General features: G+C 74.8%; 22 protein-coding genes and 1 pseudogene. 11 read left to right on the forward strand and 12 right to left on the reverse strand.

Features of this window, described 5'->3' with window-relative positions; genetic code table 11:
- Positions 1 to 291: pseudogene (locus HNP84_RS57090) on the forward strand (ketoacyl-synthetase C-terminal extension domain-containing protein); the annotation flags it as partial.
- 15 nt (positions 292 to 306) lie between these two features.
- Positions 307 to 4821, forward strand: coding sequence for an SDR family NAD(P)-dependent oxidoreductase (locus HNP84_RS42285; protein ID WP_446697329.1), 4515 nt, complete (start codon positions 307 to 309; stop codon positions 4819 to 4821).
- Between the two features lie 98 nt (positions 4822 to 4919).
- Here the strand turns inward: HNP84_RS42285 and HNP84_RS42290 are convergent, their stop codons facing one another.
- The 7 genes from HNP84_RS42290 to HNP84_RS42320 form a co-directional block, all read right to left on the reverse strand.
- Positions 4920 to 5336: an ester cyclase gene (locus HNP84_RS42290; protein WP_185055727.1), complete on the reverse strand. Its 417-nt coding sequence runs from the start codon at positions 5334 to 5336 to the stop codon at positions 4920 to 4922.
- Between the two features lie 37 nt (positions 5337 to 5373).
- Entirely contained in the window at positions 5374 to 6156 is a 783-nt protein-coding gene (locus HNP84_RS42295) for an SDR family NAD(P)-dependent oxidoreductase (protein WP_185055728.1), read from the reverse strand.
- A complete protein-coding gene (locus HNP84_RS42300; protein WP_185055729.1) occupies positions 6153 to 7841 on the reverse strand; it encodes a dipeptide ABC transporter ATP-binding protein in 1689 nt (562 codons plus the stop codon). The genes HNP84_RS42295 and HNP84_RS42300 overlap by 4 nt, the downstream gene beginning before the upstream one ends.
- Entirely contained in the window at positions 7838 to 8683 is an 846-nt protein-coding gene (locus HNP84_RS54235) for an ABC transporter permease (protein WP_185055730.1), read from the reverse strand. The genes HNP84_RS42300 and HNP84_RS54235 overlap by 4 nt, the downstream gene beginning before the upstream one ends.
- On the reverse strand, positions 8680 to 9609 hold the full coding sequence (locus HNP84_RS42310) for an ABC transporter permease (protein WP_185055731.1): 930 nt from the start codon (positions 9607 to 9609) through the stop codon (positions 8680 to 8682). Before HNP84_RS42310 ends, HNP84_RS54235 begins: the two co-directional genes overlap by 4 nt.
- A 24-nt stretch (positions 9610 to 9633) precedes the next feature.
- Positions 9634 to 11349 carry an ABC transporter substrate-binding protein gene (locus HNP84_RS42315; RefSeq protein WP_185055732.1) on the reverse strand — a complete coding sequence of 572 codons (1716 nt, stop codon included), beginning with the start codon at positions 11347 to 11349 and terminating at the stop codon, positions 9634 to 9636.
- A 254-nt stretch (positions 11350 to 11603) separates the two neighbouring features.
- Positions 11604 to 12470 (reverse strand): LysR substrate-binding domain-containing protein, encoded by an 867-nt coding sequence (locus tag HNP84_RS42320; protein WP_185055733.1) that lies wholly within the window; start codon positions 12468 to 12470, stop codon positions 11604 to 11606.
- 86 nt (positions 12471 to 12556) lie between these two features.
- On the opposite strand from HNP84_RS42320, the gene HNP84_RS42325 reads away from it, so the two are divergent.
- The 6 genes from HNP84_RS42325 to HNP84_RS42350 all read left to right on the forward strand — a co-directional run bounded on the left by HNP84_RS42325 (position 12557) and on the right by HNP84_RS42350 (position 17535).
- Positions 12557 to 13492: an ornithine cyclodeaminase family protein gene (locus HNP84_RS42325; RefSeq protein WP_185055734.1), complete on the forward strand. Its 936-nt coding sequence runs from the start codon at positions 12557 to 12559 to the stop codon at positions 13490 to 13492.
- 349 nt (positions 13493 to 13841) lie between these two features.
- Entirely contained in the window at positions 13842 to 14255 is a 414-nt protein-coding gene (locus HNP84_RS42330) for a TOBE domain-containing protein (RefSeq protein ID WP_185055735.1), read from the forward strand.
- A 14-nt stretch (positions 14256 to 14269) separates the two neighbouring features.
- Positions 14270 to 15064 carry a molybdate ABC transporter substrate-binding protein gene (gene modA / locus HNP84_RS42335; protein WP_376772037.1) on the forward strand — a complete coding sequence of 265 codons (795 nt, stop codon included), beginning with the start codon at positions 14270 to 14272 and terminating at the stop codon, positions 15062 to 15064.
- 4 nt (positions 15065 to 15068) lie between these two features.
- Entirely contained in the window at positions 15069 to 15923 is an 855-nt protein-coding gene (locus HNP84_RS42340; RefSeq protein WP_185055737.1) for an ABC transporter permease, read from the forward strand.
- Positions 15920 to 16951 carry an ABC transporter ATP-binding protein gene (locus tag HNP84_RS42345; RefSeq protein WP_185055738.1) on the forward strand — a complete coding sequence of 344 codons (1032 nt, stop codon included), beginning with the start codon at positions 15920 to 15922 and terminating at the stop codon, positions 16949 to 16951. The genes HNP84_RS42340 and HNP84_RS42345 overlap by 4 nt, the downstream gene beginning before the upstream one ends.
- A 131-nt stretch (positions 16952 to 17082) precedes the next feature.
- Positions 17083 to 17535 carry a cupin domain-containing protein gene (locus HNP84_RS42350; RefSeq protein ID WP_221337441.1) on the forward strand — a complete coding sequence of 151 codons (453 nt, stop codon included), beginning with the start codon at positions 17083 to 17085 and terminating at the stop codon, positions 17533 to 17535.
- 52 nt (positions 17536 to 17587) lie between these two features.
- On the opposite strand, the gene HNP84_RS42355 is transcribed toward HNP84_RS42350, so the two are convergent.
- From HNP84_RS42355 to HNP84_RS42375, 5 genes are read right to left on the reverse strand one after another with little or no spacing between them, the layout of a single operon-like run.
- Positions 17588 to 18052, reverse strand: coding sequence for a GNAT family N-acetyltransferase (locus HNP84_RS42355; RefSeq protein WP_185055740.1), 465 nt, complete (start codon positions 18050 to 18052; stop codon positions 17588 to 17590).
- Positions 18049 to 19038: an ABC transporter substrate-binding protein gene (locus HNP84_RS42360; RefSeq protein WP_185055741.1), complete on the reverse strand. Its 990-nt coding sequence runs from the start codon at positions 19036 to 19038 to the stop codon at positions 18049 to 18051. Before HNP84_RS42360 ends, HNP84_RS42355 begins: the two co-directional genes overlap by 4 nt.
- Before the next feature lie 57 nt (positions 19039 to 19095).
- The gene (locus HNP84_RS42365; protein WP_185055856.1) at positions 19096 to 19848 is read right to left on the reverse strand and encodes an amino acid ABC transporter ATP-binding protein; all 753 of its coding nucleotides are present in this window, start codon (positions 19846 to 19848) and stop codon (positions 19096 to 19098) included.
- Positions 19849 to 19856: 8 nt separating this feature from the next.
- Positions 19857 to 20726 (reverse strand): amino acid ABC transporter permease, encoded by an 870-nt coding sequence (locus HNP84_RS42370; protein ID WP_185055742.1) that lies wholly within the window; start codon positions 20724 to 20726, stop codon positions 19857 to 19859.
- A complete protein-coding gene (locus HNP84_RS42375; RefSeq protein WP_185055743.1) occupies positions 20723 to 21874 on the reverse strand; it encodes an LLM class flavin-dependent oxidoreductase in 1152 nt (383 codons plus the stop codon). The genes HNP84_RS42370 and HNP84_RS42375 overlap by 4 nt, the downstream gene beginning before the upstream one ends.
- A 188-nt stretch (positions 21875 to 22062) precedes the next feature.
- Here HNP84_RS42375 and HNP84_RS56510 point away from each other — a divergent pair, with 188 nt between their 5' ends.
- From HNP84_RS56510 to HNP84_RS55590, 3 genes are all read left to right on the forward strand, one after another.
- The gene (locus HNP84_RS56510) at positions 22063 to 23286 is read left to right on the forward strand and encodes a cytochrome P450 (RefSeq protein ID WP_221337442.1); all 1224 of its coding nucleotides are present in this window, start codon (positions 22063 to 22065) and stop codon (positions 23284 to 23286) included.
- Between the two features lie 136 nt (positions 23287 to 23422).
- Complete coding sequence (locus tag HNP84_RS56515) at positions 23423 to 23782, forward strand: STAS domain-containing protein (protein ID WP_185055745.1); 360 nt, start codon at positions 23423 to 23425, stop codon at positions 23780 to 23782.
- 207 nt (positions 23783 to 23989) lie between these two features.
- The gene (locus HNP84_RS55590; protein WP_281396449.1) at positions 23990 to 24121 is read left to right on the forward strand and encodes a hypothetical protein; all 132 of its coding nucleotides are present in this window, start codon (positions 23990 to 23992) and stop codon (positions 24119 to 24121) included.
- Positions 24122 to 24179 lie beyond the last annotated feature (58 nt).

A 24179-nucleotide genomic window follows, 5' to 3' on the forward strand; every position in this document is an offset into this window, starting at 1 on the left:
GACGTGCGACTGCTCACCGAGGCCCGCCCCTGGCCCGACACCGGCCGCCCACGCCGCGCGGGCATCTCGGCCTTCGGCGTCAGCGGCACCAACGCGCACGCGATCCTGGAGGCGCCCGCGGCGGAGCCCGAGCCGCCCGCGGAGGAGCCGGGCGAGCCGATCCCGTGGATCCTGTCCGGTCACACCCCGGCGGCGCTGCGCGACCAGGCGGCGAAGCTGGCCGCGCACCTCACCCCCGGCCACCACCCCGCCCGGATCGCGCGAGCCCTGGCCACCACCCGCACCCTCTTCCCCCACCGCGCCGTCATCACCCACCACCACACCGACGCGCTCACCGCACTCGCCCACGACCGCCCCCACCCCGCCCTCACCACCGGACACGCCCACGACCACCCCCGCCTCGCCTTCCTCTACACCGGCCAAGGCAGCCAATACGCCGGCATGAGCCGCGACCTCTACGACACCCACCCGGCCTACGCGGCCCGCTTCGACGAAATCGCCGCGGCCTTCGACCTGCCGTTGCAGGAGATCGTCTTCGACCGCCCCGACCTGCTGGACAACACCCGCTACACCCAGCCCGCCCTGTTCACCCTCCAAACCGCCCTCACCCACCTGCTCACCACCTGGGGCATCCAACCGGATGTCGTCACGGGCCACTCCATCGGCGCCATCGCCGCCGCCCACACCGCCGGCATCCTCACCCTGCCGGACGCCATCACCCTCATCACCGCCCGCGCCCAGCTCATGGCCTCCCTCCCGGAAGGCCAGGGCGCCATGGCCGCCATCAACGCCACCGAACACGACATCACCACGGCCATCGACGGCCACCCCGGCGTCGCCATCGCCGCACTCAACACCCCCACCTCCACCGTCATCTCCGGCGACACCGAAGCAGTGCACGCCATCGCCGAGGGCTTCAGAGCACGCGGCCACAAGATCAAATACCTGACGGTCAGCCACGCCTTCCACTCCCCCCACATGGACCCGATCCTCGACGACTTCCGGAACGAACTGAAGAAGATCACCTTCCACCCGCCCGCCATCCCCTTCGTCTCCGACCTCACTGGACGACCCGAACACGACCTCACCCCGGACTACTGGGCCGACCACCTGCGCAACCCGGTCCGCTTCCACGAGGCGGCGCGGGCCACCGAGGCGACCGCGTACCTGGAGATCGGCCCCGACGGGGTGCTCACCGCACTGCTGGGCGGCGGGGTCACGGCGGCGCCCGTCCTGCGCAAGGGGCGGCAGGACGGGCGTACCGCGCTCGCCGCGGCGGCGACCGCCTTCGCCGCGGGCGTCCCGGTCGCGTGGACGAGCGAGACGCCGGTGACCCGGGTGGAGCTGCCGACGTACGCGTTCCAGCACGAGCGGCTGTGGGTGGACCCGCCGTCGCGGGGGCCGCGGGACGCCGCCGGGCTGGGCCTGGCCGCCGCGGAGCACCCGCTGCTCGGGGCGGTGGCGGCACCGGCCGCGGGAGACGGGCTGCTGCTCACCGGACGGCTCTCCCCCGCCACGCACGCCTGGCTGCGCGACCACACGGTGCAGGGCACGCCGATCCTGCCCGGCACGGCGTTCCTGGAACTCGCCCTGCACGCCGCCGACCGGCTCGGCCTGGACGTCCTGGACGAGCTGGTCGCCGAGGCCCCGCTGCCGCTGACCGGGGCGGTGCACGTCCAGGTCGCCGCGGGCGCGGCCGAGGACGGGCGGCGCACCATCGAGATCCACTCCCGGCCCGAGGGCTCGGACGGAGAGTGGACCCGGCACGCGACGGCGGTCGCCTCCGCGGGCGGGGACGGGGAGCCCGCGTTCCCCTTCGCCGCGGCGTGGCCGCCGCCGGGCGCCGAGCCGGTGGACGTGACGGGGGCGTACGCGGAGCTGGAGCGGGCCGGGCTGAGCTATGGGCCGGCCTTCCGCGGGCTGCGCGCCGCCTGGCGACGCGGGGACGAGCTGTTCGCCGAGGTGAGCCTGCCGGAGGACGGGCGCGGGGAGGCGGGCGGGTTCGGCGTGCATCCGGCGCTGCTGGACGCCGCCGTGCACCTGCCGGCGTGGCTGGGCCTGGCGGACGTGCCGGAGGGGAGCAGCCGGCTGCCGTTCGCGTGGAGCGGGGTCCGGCTGCACGCCACGGGCGCGGCCGGGCTGCGGGTGCGGGTGGTGACCTCGGACCCGGACCGGCTGGCGTTGCAGGCCGCCGATCCGACCGGCGCTCCGGTCGTCGAGATCGGCGCGCTGACGGCACGGGTGGTGGGCGGCGACCAGCTCGCCGCGGCCCGCTCGCCGTACCGGGACGCGCTGTTCCGGCCCGTCTGGACGCCGCTGCCGGCACGCCCGGCCGGGCGGGAGTCGTGGGCGGTGCTGGGCGGGGACGCGTCCCTGCCGGTCTTCGAGGCGCTGCGCGCGGACGGCGCCGCGGTGGCGCGGTACGACGACCTCGCCGCGCTGGGCGCCGCCGTGGACGCCGGGGAGCCGCTGCCCTCCCTGGTCGTGCTGCCCGCGCTGCGGGGCGAGGGCGCCCCGGGCCCGGCGGAGGCGGCGCACGACCTGGCCGGGCGGGTGCTCGGCGCGCTGCGGGAGTGGTCGGGGCACCCGCGCTGGGCCGGGTCCCGGCTGGTGGTGCTGACCAGGTACGCGGTCTCCGTACACGGGGAGGCCCCCGATCCGGCCGCGGCGGCGGTCTGGGGGCTGGTGCGCTCGGCGCAGGCCGAGCTGCCGGACCGGGTCGCGCTCCTGGACGCAGACGCGGCGCTGGAGCTGCGCGGGGCCGTCGCGGCGGAGGAGCCGCAGGTCGCGATCCGGGACGGGGCGGCGTTCGCCCCCCGGCTGGAACGGCACCCGGCGGGCGGCGGCGGGCGGTCCTGGAAGCCGGACGGGACGGTGCTGGTCACCGGCGGGCTCGGCGGCCTGGGCGCGCTGCTGGCCCGCCACCTGGTCACCCGCCACGGCGTGCGTCACCTGCACCTCACCGGGCGGAGGGGCGCGGACACGCCGGGAGCGGCGGACCTGGTGCGGGAGCTGGCCGATCTGGGCGCGGCGGTCACGGTCTCGGCCACCGACGTCGCCGACCGCCGGGCCGTGCGGGACCTTCTCGACCGCATCCCCGCCGACCGCCCGCTCACCGCCGTGGTGCACGCGGCCGGCGTGGTGGACGACGTGACGATCCCCGGCCTGTCCGGCGAGCGCCTGCGCGCCGTGCTCACCCCCAAGGTGGACGGCGCCTGGAACCTGCACGTGCTGACGCGGGACCTGCCCCTGGACGCGTTCGTGCTGTACTCCTCCGTCGCGGCCACCCTCGGCGGGGCCGGGCAGGCGGCCTACACCGCGGCCAACGCCTTCCTGGACGCGCTCGCCGCGCACCGGGCGGCGCTCGGCCTGCCGGGGCTCTCGCTGGCCTGGGGCCTGTGGGAGGAGACCACCGGCGTCACCGCGCACCTGAGCGCCGCCGACCGGGCCAGGATCGCCCGGCGCGGGCTGCGGCCCATCGCCGCAGGCGGCGGGCTCGCCCTGTTCGACGAGGCCGTCTTCGGCGGGCACGACGCGCCCGTGCTGGCGCCCGCGCCGCTCGACCTGAGGGCGGCGGGCGCCGCGGGGGACGTGCCGCCGGTGCTGCGCGGACTGGTCCGCCCGGCGCGGCGGGCCGCCTCGGCGGGCGGAGCCGGGGAACCGCTCGCGGCCCGGCTCGCCGGGCTGGACGAGGCCGGCCGGGAGGCCGCGCTGCTCGACGTGGTCCGGGCCGAGGCCGCCGCGGTGCTGGACCACCCGGACCCGGCGGCGATCCCGGCCGGGCAGGCGCTGATCGAGCTGGGGCTGGACTCGCTCACCTCGGTCGAGCTGCGGGACCGGCTCGGCGCGGCCACCGGGCTGCGCCTGCCCGCCACCCTCACCTTCGACCACCCCACGCCCGGGGCCCTCGCGGCGTACGCGGCGCGCGAGCTGGTCCCGGCCGGGACGCCGCGGCCGGCCCGGACCACGCCGGCGGCGCCAGGGCTGGCCGCGATCCACCGGCGGCTGCACGACGGCGGCAAGCACCGCGAGGCGGCCGAGCTGCTGCTGGCGGTCGCGCCGGTGCGCGAGCGGTTCGGCCTGGCCGAGCGGCACGGACACGCCCCCGCCCCGGTACGCCCGGCGTCCGGGCCCGCCCCGGTGTCGCTGGTGTGCTTCCCCGCGCTCAGCGCGATCTCCGGCCCGCACGAGTACGCCCGGTTCGCGCAGGCGTTCGCCGGCGAGCGGGACGTGCACGTGATCCCGTCCCCCGGGTTCACCGGCGACGGCGAGGAGCCGCTGCCCGACTCCCTCGGCACGCTGATCCGGATGAACGTGGACGCCCTGCGCGCCACCGTGGGCGACGGGCCGTTCGTGATCGTGGGCCGGTCGATGGGCGGGTGCGTGGCGCACGCCGTCGCCCAGGCGCTGGAGGACGAGGGCATCTTCCCGGCCGGGATCGCGCTGATCGACAGCTACCCGATCGACGCCGCGGCCCAGGAGGGCATGGAGTGGTGGACCGGCGCGATGGTCGGCGGGATGCTGGAGCGCATCGACCGGTTCGAGCTGGAGCTGCACGACGCCCGGCTGACCACCATGGGCGCCTACAACCGGCTGTTCGCGCAGTGGCGGCCAGGCCCTGTGCGGGCGCCGATCCTGCTGCTGCGCGCCCTGGAGCCGCTGCCCGGCACCGCCGTGGACGGGCCGCGCGACTGGCGGGCGTACTGGCCGGTGCCGCACGAGGTGGCCGACATCCCCGGCGACCACTTCACCACGCTGGAGGAGCACGCGGGCAGCACGGCGGAGGCGGTGCGCGCGTTCGCCGCCCGGTTCGGCGGCTGATCCCGCCGGAACAGATCCCGTCGGAGCAGGTCCCGCCGCAAACGCGTCCGCGGGCCGGGGGTGCGGCGCCCCGGCCCGCGGACGTCTCGCGGGGCGGCTCAGGCCGTGAGCTGGGCGACGATGCCGAGCCGGTCGGGCAGGACGGCGTAGTCCACGATCCGGCCGTCGCGGAAGGTGATGGTGGAGATGCTCTGGCCGGTGAAGCGGCGGCCGGTGGGCGGCACGCCGAAGACCTCGCCGCGCTGGACGCCGTCGATCGTCCAGTAGACCACCACCCGGTCGCCCTCGGCGACGGTGTCGGTGACGGTGGCGGTCACGCCCTCGACGGCGCCGCGCAGCCAGGTCACGTGCTCGACGAACCCGGCCCGGCCCGAGCGCAGGCCGGAGCCGGACGGCGTGGCGTGGTCGTGCGCGTCGTCGGCGACGATCTCGTCCAGGACCTCCAGCTTGCCCTGCGAGACGACCTCGTCGTAGAAGCGGCGGGCCACGGCCCGGTTGATATCGGTGGCGCTCATGCGGATGCTCCTTGGGTTCGGCGGGGTTCGGCGGGCGTCAGCGGGGTTCGGGGAGCGGCAGGAGGCCGAGGTTGGCGTCGAGGCCGCCGTCCACGACCAGGGTGGTGCCGGTGATGTAGGAGGCGGCGGGCGAGGCGAGGAACCAGGCGGCCTCGGCCTGCTCGGCCGGCTCGGCGAAGCGCCGCAGCGGGATGTTGCGGGTGACCAGCTCGCGCAGCCCGGGGTCGCCGTGCACCCCGGCGTTGATCCGGGTCCTGGTCAGGCCGGGGGCCAGGGCGTTGACCCGGATGCCGTCCACCGCGTAGTCCAGCGCGGCGGCGCGCACCAGGTTGAGCACCGCCCCCTTGGAGGCGTTGTAGGCCCAGTTGCCGGGGTCGGCGCGGATGCCGGCCACCGAGGCGGTCACCACGATGGCGCCGCCGCCCGCGGCGCGCAGGGCGGGGACGGCGGCGCGGATGCCCAGGATCGGGCCGCGCAGGTTGACGGAGAAGATCCGGTCCGCGGCGGCGACCGCGCCGGGCTCCTCGAACGGGAGCGTGCCGCCGATGCCGGCGTTGAGCACGGCGGCGTCCAGGCGGCCGTGCTCGCGCACGGCCAGGGCCACCGCCTCGCGCGAGACGTCCTCCTCCGACACGCTGCCGGCGAGGGTGAGCACGCCGTCGAGCCCGGCCAACTGCTTCAGCCCGGCCTCGTCGACATCGACCGCGACGACGCCGGTGCCGCGCGCGGCGAACAGCTCGGCGACGGCGCGGCCGATCCCGGAGGCCGCGCCGGTCACCACCGCGGAGCGGGGGCCCGGCGCGTGGGCGAAGGTGGTCATGATCGTCCTTTCTGGTCGGCGGTGGTGGCGTGGCCGCGCCCGGCATCGGGCTCCAGGCGCGGGACGGCGGCGAGCAGCGCGGCGGTGTACGGGTGCCGGGGCGCGGCGAAGACGGTCTCGACGTCGCCGGACTCGACGATCCGGCCGTCCTTCATGACCGCCACCCGGTCGCACACCTGCCGCACGACGCCGAGATCGTGCGAGATGAACAGCAGTGACACCCCGGACTCCGCGCGCAGGCGCGCCAGCAGGGCCAGGATGCGCGCCTGCACGGTCACGTCCAGCGCCGAGACGGGCTCGTCGCAGACCAGCACCTCGGGGCCGGGGGCCAGGGCGCGGGCGATGGCCACGCGCTGGCGCTGCCCGCCCGACAGGGTGGCGGGACGGCGGTCCAGGTGCTCCGGGCCCAGCCCGACCTCGGTGAGCAGGGCGGTGACGCGCTCACGGCGCGCGGCGCGCGGCAGGCCGGGGGCGAGGGCTTCTGCGACGACGCGCTCGACGGTGTAGCGCGGGTCGAAGGAGCCGAGCGGGTCCTGGTCGATGAGCTGGATGCGGGACCTGCGCCCGCGCCGGTCGCGTTCGCGCAGGCCGGACCAGGGCTCGCCGTCCAACAGCACCGCGCCCGCGTCGGGGTGGGTCTCGGCGAGGACGAGCCTGGCCAGCGTGGTCTTGCCCGACCCCGACTCGCCCACGATCCCCAGCGCCTCGCCCCGGCCGAGGCGGAGCGAGACCTCCCGCACGGCGGTCCGCACGGCCCCGTCCAGGGACCGGTACCGCTTGACGGCCCCGCGCACCTCGACCACCGGGGTCCCGCCGTCCGGGCGGGCGGCCGGGGCAGGCGGGCGCTGCCCGTCCAGGCGCTGCCCGTCCAGGCTGGGCCGGTCCAGGCGCGGCCCGTCCAGGCTCGGCACGGCGGCCATGAGCTCGCGCGTGTACGGGTGCTCGGGCGCGGCCAGGACCCGGGCGGCCGGGCCCCGCTCGACCACGGTCCCCTCGCGCATGATCGCGATGTGGTCGGCGAGCCGGGCGACCACCGCGAGGTCGTGGCTGATCAGCAACACCGCCGTACCCGCGCGTTTCCTGGCCCGGAGCAGGTCGAGCACCTGGGCCTGCACGGTGACGTCCAGCGCCGTGGTCGGCTCGTCGGCGACGAGCACCGCGGGCCCGGCGGCGATGGCTGAGGCGATCAGCGCCCGCTGCCGCAGCCCGCCGGACAGCTCGTGCGGGTACTGCAGGATGCGCGCGCCGGGGTCGGGGACGCCCGCCTCGGCGAGCAGGGCGAGCACCCGGTCCTCCAGTTCGTCGCGGCGCGCCAGCCCGTGGGCCTCCAGCGGCTCGGCGACCTCGTCGCCGACCCGGCGCAGCGGGTCCAGCGAGGTCAGGGCGTCCTGCAGCACGAAGCCGACGTGCCGCCCGCGCAGCCGGCGCCACTGGCGGCGGGTGAAGCGGCGCAGGTCGCGCCCGTCGTACTCCAGGGTGCGGGCGCGGACCGTGGCGCCGTCGCCGGCCAGCCCGATCAGGGTGCGCGCGGTGACGCTCTTGCCGGAGCCCGACTCGCCGACCAGGGCCAGGCACTCGCCCGCCCGCAGGGTGAGGCTGACGTCGCGCACTGCGGGCACGACCCCGCGCCGCGTGGCGAACTCCACCGACAGGTTCTCGACGGTGACGAGGGGACGGCCGGTCACCGGGCCTCCCGCCCCTCGTAGCGGGCCTGGAGCGCGCGGCCGACGATCGTCACCGACATCACGGTGAGCGTGACGGCGGCGCCGGGGAAGACGGCCAGTGTCCAGGAGGCGTCGAAGTAGTCGCGCGACTGGGCGAGCATCGCGCCCCACTCCGCCTCCGGCGGCTGCGGGCCCAGGCCGAGGAAGCTGAGCGAGGCGCCCGCGGTGATCGCCGCGCCGACGTTCATCGTGGCCAGGATCAGCAGCGGCGCCAGCACGTTGGGGGCAACGTGCCGCGCCAGGATGCGCCACGGCGGCACGCCCAGGTTGACCGCCGCCCGCACGTACGGCGCGTCGCGCACGACCGCGCCGCGTACCCGGACGACCCGGGCGAAGCCGGGGGCGAGCGCGATCGTGATCGCGATGGTGACGTTGCGGGTGCCGGGGCCGAGCACCGCCACGACCAGCAGCGCCATCAGCACGCTGGGGAAGGACAGGAACACGTCGGCCAGCCGCATGCAGACCTCGTCGGCGACCCGGCCGCCCAGGGCGGCGAGCAGTCCCCACGCCGAGCCGGCCAGGGCGGCCAGCGCGGTGGAGCCCAGGCCCACCAGCAGGGAGGCGCGGGCGCCGTGCACGACCCGGGCGAACACGTCGCGGCCGAGCTGGTCGGTGCCGAAGAGGTGGTCCGCGCCGGGCGGGCGCAGCGCGTACGCCGGGTCCACCCGGTCGGGTGCGGAGGCGAACAGGTCCGGGGCCAGGGCCGCGGCGCACACCAGGGCGAGGAACGCCCCGGCGAGCACCACCGCCGGGCCCACCGGGGAGCGGACGGCCCGCGCCGCCGTGAACGTGGCGGCCGTCACGTCGCCGCCCGGCGCAGTCGCGGGTCCACCGCGCGGTACAGCACGTCGAGCGCCGCGCTGATCAGGGCGAACGTCAGCGCGGCGAGCACGACCACGCCGGTCACCACCGGGAAGTCGCGCCCGGCGACCGCCGTCACGATGACCTGGCCCAGCCCCTGCCGGGCGAAGACGGCCTCCACCACGACCACGCCGCCGAGCAGTTCGCCGAGCACCCAGCCGGACAGGGTGAGCAGCGGCAGCGCGGCGTGCCGCAGGGCGTGGCGCAGCCGGACGCGGTTCTCGCCGGCGCCGCGGGAGCGGGCGGTGAGCGTGAACGGCTGGTCCAGCGCCCGCTCCATCCCCTCCCTGGTGACCTGGGCGAGCACGCCGGCGATGGACAGCGTCAGCGTCAGCCACGGCAGCACCAGCGCGCGTACGCCGCCTTCGCCGAGCACCGGGAACCAGTGCAGGTGGAAGGAGAACACGGCGAGCAGCAGGATGCCGGTCCAGAAGGCCGGGGTCGAGATCGCGCAGAACTCCAGCGCCCGCGCCAGGGCGCGGGCGCGCGGCCTGCCCGCGGTGAGCACGGCCAGGGCGACGGCCAGGGCCAGGCCGCCCGCCACCGCGCCGGCCGCGAGCGCCAGCGTGGCGCCCAACTGCTCGCCGATCACCTCGGCGACCGGGCGGTTGAGCTGGTAGGACGCCCCGAGGTCGGCGCGGAGCAGCCGGCCCATGAAGATCAGGTACTGCACGGGCCAGGGCCGGTCCAGGCCGTATTCGGCCCGGATCGCGTCGAGCACGGCCGGGGAGGCGCTGGCCTGGACCCCGCCCGCGATGATGCGGGCGGGGTCGCCGGGCACCAGGCGCAGCCCGGCGAAGGCGAGCGTGGCGGCGCCCCACAGCACGAACAGGATCAGGCCGATCCTGCGCGCCGCCCGGCGGGCCACCGGGGGAAGGTGCGGCCTCACTCGCTAGGCCCGCTTCAGCCAGGCGCCGTGGAAGACGGGGTAGGTCTGGGCGTCGAAGGCCACGTCGCGCACCGCGGTGGAGAAGCCGGTGAGCTGCACCGGGGTGTAGAGCGGCAGCACGTACGCCTGCTCCAGCACCTCGCGCTGGACGTTGGCGTAGTCGCGCCGGGCCGTCTCGGGGTCGGAGGTCGCGGCGGCCTCCTCCACCCACCGGTCGATCTCCTCGGAGTCGACCAGCGCCACGTTGCCGCCCGCCTTGGCGTAGGTGTTGCCGGAGGCGAAGGCGAAGCGCAGCACGTCGGGGGTCGGCCGGGCGAAGCTGACGTCCACCAGGTCGTAGCCGCCGCCGATGAGGTGCTTCTCGACGAACGTGCCGGTGTCCACCGTGGGCCGCTCGATCTTGATCCCGGCCAGCTTGGCCTGGGCCTGGATGCCCTCGGCGAGCACGTCGCGCTGTTCCTTGTTGCCCTCGGCCCAGTACGGCCAGGTGAGCGTGAGCGTCTTGCCGTCCTTGACGCGGTAGCCGTCGGGGCCGGTCTCGTTCCAGCCCGCCTCGTCCAGCAGCCGCTCGGCCTCGTCGAGGTCGTAGGAGGCCAGGGCCTGCTCGGCGGAGGCGTCGTAGGCGGCGGTGGTGGCGCTGAGCGGGTTGCGGGCGGCCTTGTAGTGGCCGAAGTAGATGTTCTGGATCAACTGCGGCACGTTGACGGAGGCCGACAGCGCGCGCCGGACCCTGACGTCGCGCAGCGGCCCCCGGGTCTGGTTGAAGTAGAGGTTGTAGTTCAGGCCCGGCGTCTCCTGGGCGGTGAGGGTGAACCCGGGCAGCGACTGCAACGCCTTGGCGTTCACCGGGGGCACTCCGGCGATGCCGTCCACCTGGCCGCTGGTCAGCGCGCCGTAGCGGGTGGCGTCCTCGGAGACGAACTCGAACACCAGGCCGTCGAGGTGGGCGGGGCCCCGGTGCGCGGCGCCCGCCGGCGGGGAGGAGTAGGCGGGGTTGCGCTTCAGCGTGACGCGCCGGTCCTTCTCCCAGGAGACGTAGGCGAACGGGCCGGTGCCGACGGGGACGTACTGGCCGGCGGGCTTGGCCAGCGCGGCCGGGCTCTGGATGCCCAGGTAGGGGACCGACAGGGCCTGGAGGAACGGGGTGAACGGCCGCTTGAGCCGGACCTCCACCTCCAGGTCGCCCAGCACGGTGGCCTTCTCGTACGGCGCGATGAGGGAGGCCGCGTACGCCGACTTGGTCTTGGGGTCCACCACGTGGTCGAGGGTCGCCTTGACCGCCTCGGCCGTGAGCGGGGTGCCGTCGTGGAAGGTGACGCCTTCGCGCAGGGTGAAGGTGTAGGTCCGGCCGTCCTCCGAGACCGTCCACTTCGAGGCCAGCCAGGGCTCGAATCGGTCGGGCGCGGTCTGCGCCACCAGCGAGTCGAAGATGTTGCGGTCGATCAGGCCGGTGACCGCGGTGGCGGCCACGGCGGGGTCGAGGGTCACCTGGGTGCCGGCCACGGCGAAGCGGAGCGTTCCCCCGGCGACCGGCCCGGAGGCCGCAGCGCCGCGCGCGGCCGGTCCCGGGTCGTCGCGGGTCGCGACGGTGACGGCGAGCGCGGCGGCGACCACGACGGCCAGGGCGGCGGCGGTGATGAGCGGCCTGCGGGAGCGCAGGCGGCGCCGCGGCCTGGCCGGGGCTTCCGCGGAGGTTACCGGATTTTCGGTCGGCGACATCGGTTGAGCCATTTCTGTTCGCACACGCACATGGGTGGTGAATGACGGTGAAGCCGCCACTTCCTGCGCGGATCACACCATGGCCAATGCCGGAAGTCAACCGGCATCATCCCTGCTCAAGCGGGCAATCCAAGCATTCCCGCAGCACATCGCATATTCATTTGAATCACCGATGGGGTCCCATTCGATTTTGCGATTGAATGGGCATGAAAAAGCCGTACGGCCCGCGCCGGCCGTACGGCGGTACAGGGGGATCAGGCCGCGGTCAGCTCCCGCGCGGCGAAAAAGCGGCGCAGGACCGCGCTCGCGGCCTCCTGCACGTCGGGGCGCAGGCCCTCGCGCGCGGCGAGGTGGACGGGCACCGCGCCCTGGTCCGGTAAGCGGGCCACCCCGGCCAGGCCGGGCAGGGCGTCCTCGGGTGCGGGGATCAGGGCCACGCCGAGCCCGGCCCGCGCCGCGGCGAGGACGCCGCCGAAGTTGGTGGCCTCGGCGGTGACCTGAACGAGCCACCCGGCGTCCTCCAGCGCCCGCACGGCCTGCCGGCGCAGACCGCACGGCTCCTGGAAGGCGACCAGCGGGATCTCATCGCCGCGCGGCGGGGGCGCCCAGCCGGGAGCGGCCAGCCAGCACAGCGGCAGCGCCCCGACCTCGACGGCCGTCCCACCGGGCACGGCTCCTACGATCATGGCCAGGTCGAGCGCGCCGCGGCGCGCGGCCTCCAGCAGCTCGGTGGTGCGATCGAGCCGGAACAGCACGTTCAGCTTGGGGAACCCGCGCCGCAGCTCGCCGAGCAGGTCGGGCAGCAGCCGGTCGGCCGCCTGCTCGGTGGCCCCGAAGGTGAGCGTGGGCGCGCGCTCCACACCGAGCCTGCCCATCGCCTCGTCGTGCACCGCGAGCAGCCGCCTGGCCTCGGCCAGCAGCACCTCCCCCGCCGGGGTGAACCGGGTCGTGCGGCCGTCGCGCTCCACGAGGGGCCGGCCGACGACGCGTTCCAGGGCGCGGACATGCTGACTGACGGTGGGCTGGCTGGTACGCAGCACGGAGGCCGCCCGCCCGAAGCCTCCGCAGTCGGCGATCGCCACGAACGTCCGCAGTTGAGCGAGGTCCAGCAAAGCTGCCATACGGCCATGCTAGCGCAAAAACCCACTTTTTCTACCTAGAATATTGGTTGTTACATCCGTCTCCCCTCTCCTGACAGGGTCGCCGCATGCTCATGCTCACCCGCTCCGAAGTGGAGCACCTGCTGGACGCCGAGGACTACATCGACCTGATCGAGGACGCCTTCGCCGCGTACGCCGCCGGCGAGACCCTGCCCAGCGTGCTGGCGCACCTGGACAGCCCGCCCGGCGAGTTCCACATCAAGGCGAGCGGCGCCGGCGACGCGGTCGGCGTCAAGATCGGCGCCTGCTTCTACGACCGGCCGCAGATGCTCGGGCTGCCCAGCATCACCGGGCTGATCGCGCTGTTCGACAGCGGCAACGGCGAACCGCTGCTGCTGCTGGAGTCGGCCACCGTCACCCGCCTGCGCACCGCCGCGGCCACCGCGGTCGCGGCCCGCCACCTGGCCCTGCCCGAGGCCGCGACGCTCGCCGTGTGCGGCCTGGGCGGCCAGGCCGCGGCCCACATCGCCGCCGTCTCCGCCGTGCGCCCGATCCGCCGCGTCCTGGTGTGGGGCCGCGACGCCGGCAGGACCCGCGAGTTCGCCGCCGAGCACGGCGCCGAGGCCGCCACCTGCCCGGGCGCGGCGGCGCGCGAGGCCGACATCGTGGTGACGCTGACCCCCGCCGAGAAGCCCTACCTCGGCCGCGAGGACGTACGCCCCGGCGCGCTGGTCGCCGCGGTCGGCTCCGACGCCCCGCACAAGCGCGAGCTGCGCGACGACCTGCTCGCCGCGTCCGCCCTGGTCACCGACGTCACCCATCAGTGCGCCGAGGCCGGCGAGCTGCACCACCGGCCCGAGACCCCGGTGCGGGCCGAACTCGGCCAGGTGGTCTCCGGCGGCGCGCCGGGGCGGCTGTCCGACACCGAGATCGTGGTGTTCGACTCCACCGGCACCGCCGTCCAGGACGTCGCCGCCGCCCGCGCCCTGTACACCGCGGCCACGCGCTCCGGCCTCGGCCGCACCGTGCCGCTGTGGGACTGACCGCCGCCGTGACCTGGCCCGGAGAACCGGTCCAGGAGCTCCGGGGCGGGCGACCTGCCGGAGGCGCCGATGATCGCGCGCCGCACGCCGGCCCCGGCCCGGCGGCCCACAAGCCGCCCCGGACGATCCGGAGTTCCTGAGCCCGCACCTCGCCTCCGGCAAGGCGCTCGGCCTCGCCCCCGACGACCCCTGCCCTTCTCTCCGGCCTGGGAACGGGTGATCGGCCTCACCCCCGGCCCTCACCCCGCACCGCTCTTGCGAATGCCAGGGGAAAGTCCGGTATCTCGCCGCTTCTGCGGTGACGTACGGGTGTTCAGATTGGCACATGCGAGAGGTAGGGTGAGACTTCGTGACGACCTTTCGGATCAGCGAGGCCGCCGCGCTGCTCGGCGTCAGCGCCGACACGGTCCGCCGCTGGATCGACTCCGGCCGGCTGCCGGCCGAGCGCGACGAGCACGGCCACCGGCGGGTGAACGGCGCCGATCTGGCCGCGTTCGCGCGGGCCCAGGTGGCGACCGGCGACGAGGGCGGCCGGTCCTCGGCGCGCAACCGGTTCCGGGGGATCGTCACCGAGGTGATCAAGGACGCGGTGATGGCGCAGGTCGAGATCGCCGCCGGGCCGTTCCGGGTGGTGTCGCTGATGAGCCGGCAGGCCGCCGACGAGCTGGGGCTGGAGCCCGGCGTCGTGGCGGTCGCCGTGGTCAAGTCCACCAATGTCGTCGTCGAGATCCCCGGCCACGAGCGCGTGGCCGCCGGTCAGTGAAGGAGCCCCCCTTGGTGTCCAGGCGTCTGTCCCGATGGGCCACGGCCCTCGCCGCCGTGCTCGCGCTCGCCGGGGTGACGGCGTGCGGCTCCGGCCGTCCGGCGGCCTCGGCCTCGCCCTCGGCGCCCGCGAGCGGCGCCAAGGAGGTCACGGTGTTCGCGGCGGCGTCGCTGACCGGCACGTTCACCGAGCTGGGCAAGGCGTTCGAGGCCGCCAACCCGGGCACCACGGTCCGGTTCAACTTCGGCTCCAGTGCCACGCTGGCCCAGCAGATCGTCCAGGGGGCGCCCGCCGACGTGTTCGCCGCCGCCAGCCCGGCCACGATGAAGACCGTGACCGACGCCGGGCTCGCGAGCGCGCCGGCCACGTTCGTGCGCAACCGGCTGCAGATCGCCGTCCCGGCCGGCAACCCCGCCGGGGTGGACGAGCTGAAGGACCTGGCCGACCCGAAGGTGAAGGTGGCCCTGTGCGCGCCGCAGGTGCCGTGCGGCGCCGCCGCGGTCAAGGCGCTGGAGGCGGCCGGGCTGAAGGTCACCCCGGTCACGCTGGAGCAGGACGTCAAGGCCACCCTGACCAAGGTCGAGCTGGGCGAGGTGGACGCCGCGCTGGTCTACACGACCGATGTGATCGCCTCGGGCGGCGAGGTGCGGGGCATCGCCTTCCCCGAGGCCGGCCAGGCGGTCAACGACTACCCGATCGCCGCCCTGGCCAAGGCGCCCGCGGGCGACCTGGCCGGGCGGTTCGTGGACCTGGTGCTGTCGCAGCGGGGCAAGGACGTGCTCATCAAGGCCGGGTTCGAGGCGCCCTGACCCGATGAGCGGTTCGCAGGGCTCGCGCCCCGCCCCCGGCGGCGGGGCGGGCGCGGCGCGTACGGGGGGCCGGGAGGTCTCCGGACGGCTGCCGTGGATGCTGGTGGCACCCGCCGTGCTCGGGCTGGCCTTCCTGGTGCTGCCGCTGGCCGGGCTGCTGATCCGGGCCCCCTGGTCCACACTGCTGCAGCGGCTCGCCGAGCCGCAGGTGCTGGAGGCGCTGCGGCTGTCGCTGGTGAGCGCCACCGTCGCCACCGCCGCCTGCCTCCTGCTCGGGGTGCCCCTGGCCTGGCTGCTGGCCCGGGTGGAGTTCCCCGGGCGGCGGCTGGTGCGCGCCCTGGTCACCGTCCCGCTGGTGCTGCCCCCGGTGGTCGGCGGCGTCGCCCTGCTGCTCGTCCTCGGCCGGCGCGGCCTGGTGGGGCAGTGGCTGGAGGCGACGTTCGGCGTCACCCTGCCCTTCACCACCGCGGGCGTCATCGTCGCCGAGGCGTTCGTGGCGATGCCGTTCCTGGTGATCAGCGTCGAGGGCGCGCTGCGCGCCGCCGACCGCCGCTTCGAGGAGGCCGCCGCCACCCTGGGCGCCTCCCGCTGGACCGTCTTCCGCCGCGTCACCTTGCCGCTCATCATGCCCGGCGTGGTCGCCGGCGCGGTGCTGTGCTGGGCGCGGGCGCTGGGCGAGTTCGGCGCCACCATCACCTTCGCCGGCAACTTCCCCGGCACCACCCAGACCATGCCGCTGGCCGTCTACCTGGCCCTGGAGACCGAGCCCGAGGCCGCCATCGTGCTCAGCCTCGTGCTGCTGGCGGTCTCGGTGGCGATCCTGGCCGGCCTGCGCGACCGCTGGGTGGCCGCGCCATGACCCTGCACGCCCGCCTGGTCGTCACCCGGCCCGCCTTCACCCTGGACATCACCCTGGAGGTCGCCCCCGGCGAGGTCGTGGCGCTGCTCGGCCCGAACGGCGCGGGCAAGACCACCGCGCTGCGCGCCCTGGCCGGGCTGCTCGCCCTGTCCGAGGGCGAGATCGTCCTGGACGGCCGGCCGCTGCACACGCTGCCGGCCGAGCACCGCCCGATCGGCATGGTCTTCCAGGACTACCTGCTCTTCCCGCACCTGTCCGCCCTGGACAACGTGGCCTTCGGCCCGCGCTGCCAGGGCGCGTCCCGCGCCGAGGCCCGGCGTACCGCCGCCGAGCTGCTGGAGCGCGTCGGCCTCGCCGCGCACGCGGCGGCCCGGCCGCGGCAGCTCTCCGGAGGGCAGGCCCAGCGGGTCGCCCTCGCCCGCGCGCTGGCCGTGCGCCCGCGCCTGCTGCTGCTGGACGAGCCGCTGGCCGCCCTGGACGCCCACACCCGCCTGGAGATCCGCTCCCGGCTCCGCCGCCACCTGGCCGACTTCGACGGCGCGACCGTGCTGGTCACCCACGACCCGCTGGACGCGATGGTGCTGGCCGACCGGCTGATCGTGATCGAGCACGGCGCGATCGTGCAGCAGGGCGCGCCCGGCGAGGTGGCCCGCCGCCCGCGCACCGACTACGTCGCCCGCCTGGTCGGGCTCAACCTCTACCGCGGCCTCGGCGACGGGGCCCGGATCAAGGTCGGCGAGCTGGCCTTCAGCACCGTCGAGCAGGTCGAGGGCCCCGCGTTCGTCGCCTTCTCCCCCGCCGCCGTGGCCCTGTACCGCACCCGTCCCGACGGCAGCCCGCGCAACCTGTGGCGGGCCCGGATCGACGGCATCGAGCGGCACGGCGACAACGTACGCGTCCATCTGGAGGGGCCGATCACCGCCGTGGCCGACATCACCCCCGCCGCGGTCGCCGAGCTGGACCTGGCCCCCGGCCGCGAGGTGTGGGCCTCGCTCAAGGCCGCCGAGACGCACGCCTACCCGGCGTGAGGGCCGGCCGGGCCCTGCTCGCGGGCCAGGCGGGTGGCCGGCGCGCCTGCCGACGTACCACGATGTGGGGTGACCACCCCGGTGACCGCCGGCGCCCGAGCACCGACCACCCGCCGTCCATGGAGGCCCCGATGCCCGTTGACATCCCCGGCATCCCCGCCGACCCGTTCCACCGCAAGCTGCACCACATCGCCCCGGCCGGGCTGACCACGGAGACGGCGCAGACCGGCGGCATGCGCCGGCGGGCCGCGATCAGCGGCGCCACCGTCGGTTCCAGCCGGCTGTGGATGGGGCAGACCCACGTCGCGCCCGCCACCGTCTCGGCCAACCACCACCACGGCGAGTCGGAGACCGCGATCTACGTCGTCTCCGGCACCCCGTCGTTCGTCTTCCTCGACGTCGAGGGGGACCGGCCGGTGGAGGTGCGGATCGACACCCGGCCGGGCGACTACATCTTCGTGCCGCCCTACGTGCCGCACCGGGAGGAGAACCCCGACCCCGAGGTGGAGGCGATCGTGGTGATCGCGCGCAGCACGCAGGAGGCGATCGTGGTCAACCTGGACGGGCTGACCTGGACGAGCTGACCCCGACGGAGCCGGTCCTGACCTCGCGGTGAACCCTCGCGAGGGCCGGGCGTCACAGTGCCTTGGCGAAGGGCAGGGCCTTCAGCCCGGCGCGGTCGTGCGGGTCGAACAGGGGCTCGTAGCCGCAGGCCAGGTAGAGGGCGGCGGCCTCGGGCTGGCGCGGGCCGGTGGTGAGGTAGATCCTGCGGTACCCCCGGCGCGCCGCCTCCCGTTCCAGCTCCCGGACCACCGCGGCCCCGAGCCCGCGGCGGCGGTGGCCGGGATGGGTCCACACCCGCTTCAGCTCGGCGGTCCGCTCGTCGTAGCGGCGGAACGCCCCGCCCGCGACGGTCTCGTCCCCCGCCACCAGGACCAGGAAGGCGCCGTGCGGCGGGGCGAACTCCCGGGCGGGGTACCGGTTCAGCTCGTCGTTGGGGCCGTACCGGGTGGTGTACTCCTCGTGCAGGCCGGCGAGGAGGGGCGCCACCACGGCGTCCTCCGCGCCGACCAGCCGCACGGTGTACGACAGCGCGCTCATCCCGCCTGCCTGGGCAGGCCGGGCGGGTTGATCCGCGACTCCGGGACGGCCTCGTTCGCCAGGCCCCACCGGTCCAGCACCTTGGCGTACGAGCCGTTCTCGATCACCTCGTTGAGCGCCTCGGCGACCGGCTCGATCAGGCCGTTGTCCTTCTTGGTCATCGCGGCGATGAGGCCCTGGAGGCCGGGGCCGGCGCCGGAGGCGGTGCCGACGATCCTGGAGCCGCCACTGACCGCGATGTTGTAGGCGATGGTCGGGTTGGGCCCGAAGTACGCCTGGACGCGGCCGGACTTCAGCGCGAGCAGCACGTCGCCGTACTTCTCGTAGTACTGGATCTCCACCGGCTTGAGCCCGGCGGCCCGGTTCTGCTTGTCCCAGTCGAGCAGGATCTTCTCCTGGTTGGTGCCCGAGCCCACCGAGACGCGCAGCCCGGCGATGTCGGCGGGCTTGTCGATGCGCCGGATCGGGCTGGAGTCGATCACCTGCCAGCCGAGCTGGTCCACCCGGTAGGTCGCGAAGTCGTAGATGTCCTTGCGCTCCTCGGTGACGGTGACGTTGTTGAAGACGATCTCGTACTTGCCCGACCTGGCGGCCAGGAACAGGTTCTCCCAGGAGCTGGTCTGCGCGTCCACCTTGAGGCCGAGCACGTCGGCGACCAGGTGGGCGATGTCGGTCTCCACGCCGATCAGCGTGGTGTCGTCGGTGGCGGCGAACACCAGCGGCGCGGCGCCCTCCGCGCTGAAGCCGACCGTCAGCGCGCCGTCCTCGGCGATGGCGGCGGGCACCTTGGCGGCGATGGCGTCCACCTTGGGGGTGGTGATCCGGTCCTGGTCGGGCCCGACGTTGATCGTGCGGCCGGACACCTGCGGGGCCGGCTCGCTCGACGCCGCGCCCTTCGGGGCCAGGGAGGGCTCCTCGCCGCAGGCGGCGAGGGCGGTCAGGAGCAGTAACGCGGGCAGCGCGAGGCGCGCGGAGGGAAGGCGCATGACAATCCTTGGTGTGACGGGCCGTTTCGGGCCGTTGCGGGCCGTGAGGGGGCGGGACTACAGGACCTTGGTGAGGAAGGCCCGGGTGCGCTCGTGGGCGGGGTCGTCGAGCACCTGGGCGGGCGGGCCGAGCTCAAGGACGCGGCCGGCGTCCATGAACGCGACCGTGTCGGCCACCTCGCGGGCGAACCCGATCTCGTGCGTGACGACGATCATGGTGGTGCCGCCGCCGGCCAGGTCCTTCATCACCGACAGGACCTCGCCGACCAGCTCCGGGTCGAGTGCCGAGGTGGGCTCGTCGAACAGCAGCACCTTGGGCTCCAGGGCCAGGGCCCTGGCGATGGCGACGCGCTGCCGCTGCCCGCCGGAGAGCGTGCCCGGGTACGCGTCCGCCTTGTCGGCCAGGCCGACGCGCTCCAGCAGCCGGACGGCCAGGGCGTCGGCCTCGGCGCGGGGCCGGCGCTGGGCGTGCACCGGGGCCTCGGTGATGTTCTGCCGCACGGTGAGGTGCGGGAAGAGGTTGAAGTTCTGGAAGACGAACCCGATCTGCGTACGCCGGCGCAGGATCTCGCGCTCGCGCAGCTCGTACAGGCGGTCGCCGGACCTGCGGTAGCCGAGCAGCTCGCCGTCCACGCGGACGGTGCCGCGATCCACCTTCTCCAGGTGGTTGATGGTGCGCAGCAGCGTGGACTTGCCCGAGCCCGAGGGCCCGAGGACGACCAGGACCTCGCCCCGGCCCACGTCCAGGTCCACGCCGCGCAGCACGTGCAGGGAGCCGAAGCTCTTGTGCACCCCGCGCAGCTCCACCATCGCCACGCTCACGCGCGCCCCCGTCCGTAGTGGCGCTCGACGTAGTGCTGCGCGATCGAGAGCACGGTGGTCAGGATCAGGTACCAGATGGCCGCGACCAGCAGCAGCGCCATCACCCGGCCGTTGCGGTTGTAGATCACCTGCACCTGGTAGAACAGCTCGGGCAGCGCCATGATGTACACCACCGAGGTGCCCTTGACCAGGCCGATGATCTCGTTGCCGGCGTTGGGCACGATGGAGCGCATCGCCTGCGGCAGGATGATGCGGAAGAACCTGCGGGCGCGCGGGATGCCGAGCGCGGCGGCGGCCTCGCGCTGGCCCGGGTCCACCGACAGCAGGCCGCCGCGCACGATCTCGGCGGCGTAGGCCGCCTGGTGCAGCGCCAGCCCGAGCGTGGCCGCGGCCAGCGGGCTGACCAGGTCCATGGTGCCGATGTCGAAGAAGCCGGGCCCGAACGGGATGCCGAACGACAGCCGCGGATACAGCAGCGCCAGGTTGTACCAGAACAGCAGTTGCAGGATCAGCGGCAGCGACCGGAACAGCCACACGTAGCCGAACGCCGCCGAGGACAGCAGCGGGTTGGGCGACAGGCGCATCAGCGCGAGCACCGTGCCCAGGGCGAAGCCCAGCACGATGCCGAGCGCGGTGAGCTCCAGGGTGAGCAGGACCGAGCGGACCACCGACGGCGCGAACAGGTAGGCGCCGACGACGTCCCACTCCCAGGCGGGGTTGGTGACCAGCGCGTTGGCCGCCATCGCGAGCAGGATCAGGACTCCGAGCGCGGCCGGCCACCGTAACAGGTGCCGGGCGGGGACGACCTTCGGCGCGGGCCCCTCGTCGTGGCGGGCGGGGGCGCTCTCGATGCGGGGGAGCGTCATCGTGTCAGCGGTATCCGCGCCTGCGGGACCGACGCCTTGGCCCGCTCGGCGGCCACCCGGGCCCGCTCGGCGGCCTCGCGGTCGCGCTTGGCGACCTCCTCGCGCACGATGGGGATGACGTGGCGGCCGAAGTCGATGGCGTCGCCGAGGATGTCGTAACCGCGGGCCGAGAGGATCTCCACGCCGAGGTCGTAGTAGTCGAGCAGGGCCGCCGCGACCGTCTCCGGGGTGCCGACCAGGGCGGTGGAGTTGCCCGCGCCGCCGGTCGCCGCGGCGGTCGCGGTCCACAGGGCCCGGTCGTGCCGCTCTCCCGTGGCCGCGACCTCCAGCAGGCGGCGCGAGCCGGCGTTCTGCGGCGGGCCGGACGGCGTGCGCAGGCCCGCGCCGGCGCTGCGCAGCGCGGCGAGGATGCGGTGCGCCTTCTCCCAGGCCAGCTCCTCGGTCGGGGCGATGACGGGCCGGAAGGCCACCTGGAACCGCGGCACGTCGGTACGCCCCGCCGCCCGCGCCGCCTCCTTGACCGCGGCGATCTGCTGCGCGGTCTCGGCCAGGGGCTCGCCCCACAGGCAGTAGATGTCGGCCTCGGCCCCGCCCGCGGCGTACGCGGCGGGGGACGACCCGCCGAAGGAGATCCGCGGCCGGGGCCGCTGCACCGGGAAGACGTCGGAGACGAAGTCGCGGAAGGAGTAGTGCTCGCCCTCGTGGTCGAAGGGGGTGCGGCTGGTCCAGCCCTTCTTGACGATCTGGATGTACTCCCGGGTGCGGGCGTAGCGCTCGTCCTTGGTCAGGACGTCGCCCTCACGCCGCTGCTCGTGGTCGCTGCCGCCGGTGATGAAGTGGACGGTCAGCCGCCCCTCGCTGATCTGGTCCAGGGTGGCGAAGGTCTTCAGCGCGTACGTCGGATAGGACACGTTCGGCCGGTGGGCGAGCAGGATCTGCAGGCCCGGCACGTGCGCGGCGACGTACGCGGCCACCTGGGCGGGGTCGGGCGTCCCCGAGCCGTAGGCGAACAGCACGCGGTCCCACCCGTGGTCGTGGTGGGCGCGCGCCAGCTTGAGCGTGTACTGCTTGTCGAAGGAGGGGCCCGAACGCGGCGCGATCTCCGAGCCGTCGTTGGTGCCGCCGATCCCGAGGAACTCCACAGGCATGGTTGGCCGGCCCTTTCTGGCGATCGTGGACGCCATCCACTCCAGCACGCCACCCGCATTCCCGTCAAGTCCTACTTGTTTAGTGGGTTTTCTTTTCCCGTGGCGCCCGGGAACGTATGATCGCGCTCGGATGCCCCGACCGGACGCCCGACGCGCAGCCGGTGCCGTGGAGACGGAGACGTTCCGGAGTGAGCGACGACAGCGGCGACACCCGCAAGATCAGGCGCCCCGGCGCCCTGGGCTCGTGCCCGGTCGCCCGCGCCGCCGACGGCACCTGGCAGGTCCGCGGGTACGCCCAGGCCCGTGCCGTGCTGCGCAGCACCGGCACCGTCCAGGCCGGGCTGGGCATCGAGACCGTCGAGAAGCTGCCCGCCAAGGTGCGGCGCCCCGTCCTGTACCGCGACGGGCCCGAGCACCGCGAGCACCGGCGCCAGACCGCGCGCCACTTCACCCCCCGCCGGGTGGACGAGCAGTACCGCGGCCTGATGGTGCGCGCCGCCGAGAGGCAACTGGCCAGGTTGCGCGAGGCGGGCGAGGCCCAGCTCTCCGAGCTGAGCTTCGGCATGGCGATCGAGGTGGTCGGCGCCGTCGTCGGCCTCACCGAGAGCAGGCCGGGGATCCGGCGCAGGCTGGAGCGCTTCTTCCCGGAGAAGTTCGGCAGGCCGGGGCTCACCAGCCCGCACGGCCTGTACTGGATGATGCGGCAGAACGTCAACTGGCTGAGCATCTACCTCGCCGACGTACGGCCGGCCATCAGGGCGCACCGCCGCGAGCCCCGCGACGACGTCATCTCGCACCTGATCGCCGAGGGATGCTCGGCCGCCGAGATCCTGGGCGAGTGCCTGACCTTCGCCGCGGCGGGCATGGTCACCACGCGCGAGTTCATCTGTGTCGCGGCCTGGCACCTGTTCACCGACGACGCGCTGCTGAAGAGGTACCGCGCGGGCGAGGAGCCCGAGCGCCTGGCCATCCTGAACGAGATCCTGCGGCTGGAACCGGTGGTGGCGCGGCTGAAGCGGCGCACCACGGCCGCGCTGGAGCTGACCGGCGCCGACGGCCCGGTCACGGTGCCGGCGGGCGAGCTGGTCGAGGTGTTCGTGGACGCGGCCAACACCGACCCCGGCGCGGTCGGCCCCGACCCGCTGGCGGTGCGCCCCGGCCGTCCCATCGACGCCGGCACGGGCGCGGGCGCGGCGGCGCTGTCGTTCGGCGACGGCGCGCACCGGTGCCCCGGGGCGGGCATCGCGATCCTGGAGACCGACGTCTTCCTGAGCCGGCTCTTCGCCCTGGAGGGCATCCGGATGGCCACGGCCCCGCGCGTCTCCTTCAAGGACGAGATCGGCGGGTACGAGATCCGCGGGCTGACCGTCGCGATCGATCGGGCCGGGTCAGGGCCGGGGCGAATCACCTGAAGATCCTTTAGCGAAGCACCTTTCCGGTAACGCCGTTCGGCGCTTAGTCTGGCCTGAGCGGCTGTCACCGTCCCAGAGCACCCGAGGCAGTAAGGGGACCGATGCCCGTCATCCCACGCCCGCTCGCAGGCCCACCGTGACCAGCGAGAGCGTCGTCGCACGCCACCACGCCGCGTCCTCCCGCGCGACGCCCGCCCGCGTGCTGCACGCGGAAGAGCGGCTGCGCATCACCTGCACCGTGCCCCCGGCCCCGCCGGCGATCCGCCTGCTCGGCGAGATCGACGCATCCAACACCGCCGCCCTGGCCAGGACCCTGGCCCATCCCCCGGCCGCCCCCCGCGCGGGCGGGGAGCCGCTGCCCGTTCACCTCGCCGACGTGACGTTCATCGACGTGGCGGGCCTGCGCACGCTGCTCCTCATGCGCCGCGAAGGCCGGATCGAGCTGCACGACCCGCCACCCCAGGTGCGCCGCCTGCTCACCCTGATCGGCCCCTGATCGGCCCTTCATCCACCTTGAGCAGGGCCTTGGCCGGTTGTTGCCCGGTCACCGGCCACCCCGTGGCCGCCCCTTGACCGAGCCTTGACCAGGGGTCACATCGTTCATCGAACGTTCACCAAATGTGACCGGACTCGCGCCTGCGCCGTAACCCCTGACCAGCGAGCATTGCGACAGACGCACATCGTCCCCTGTGAGGTTCTCCCAATGCCTGCTTTCCTCGGCTCGCTGCTGGCCAAGGCGGCCGTCGTGGTCGTCGAAGCCCTCGTCGCCCACCTCGTCCAGCTTCTGATCCAGAACTACCTGCGCAGCCGCAACCTGAACGCCGCGCTCGCCTGACCGCCTCCTGACCGCCTCCTGACCGCTCGGCCGTGGCGCTCGGTGGCCACGCCCGTCA

This window comes from Thermocatellispora tengchongensis (assembly GCF_014202315.1).
GTDB lineage: Bacteria > Actinomycetota > Actinomycetes > Streptosporangiales > Streptosporangiaceae > Thermocatellispora > Thermocatellispora tengchongensis.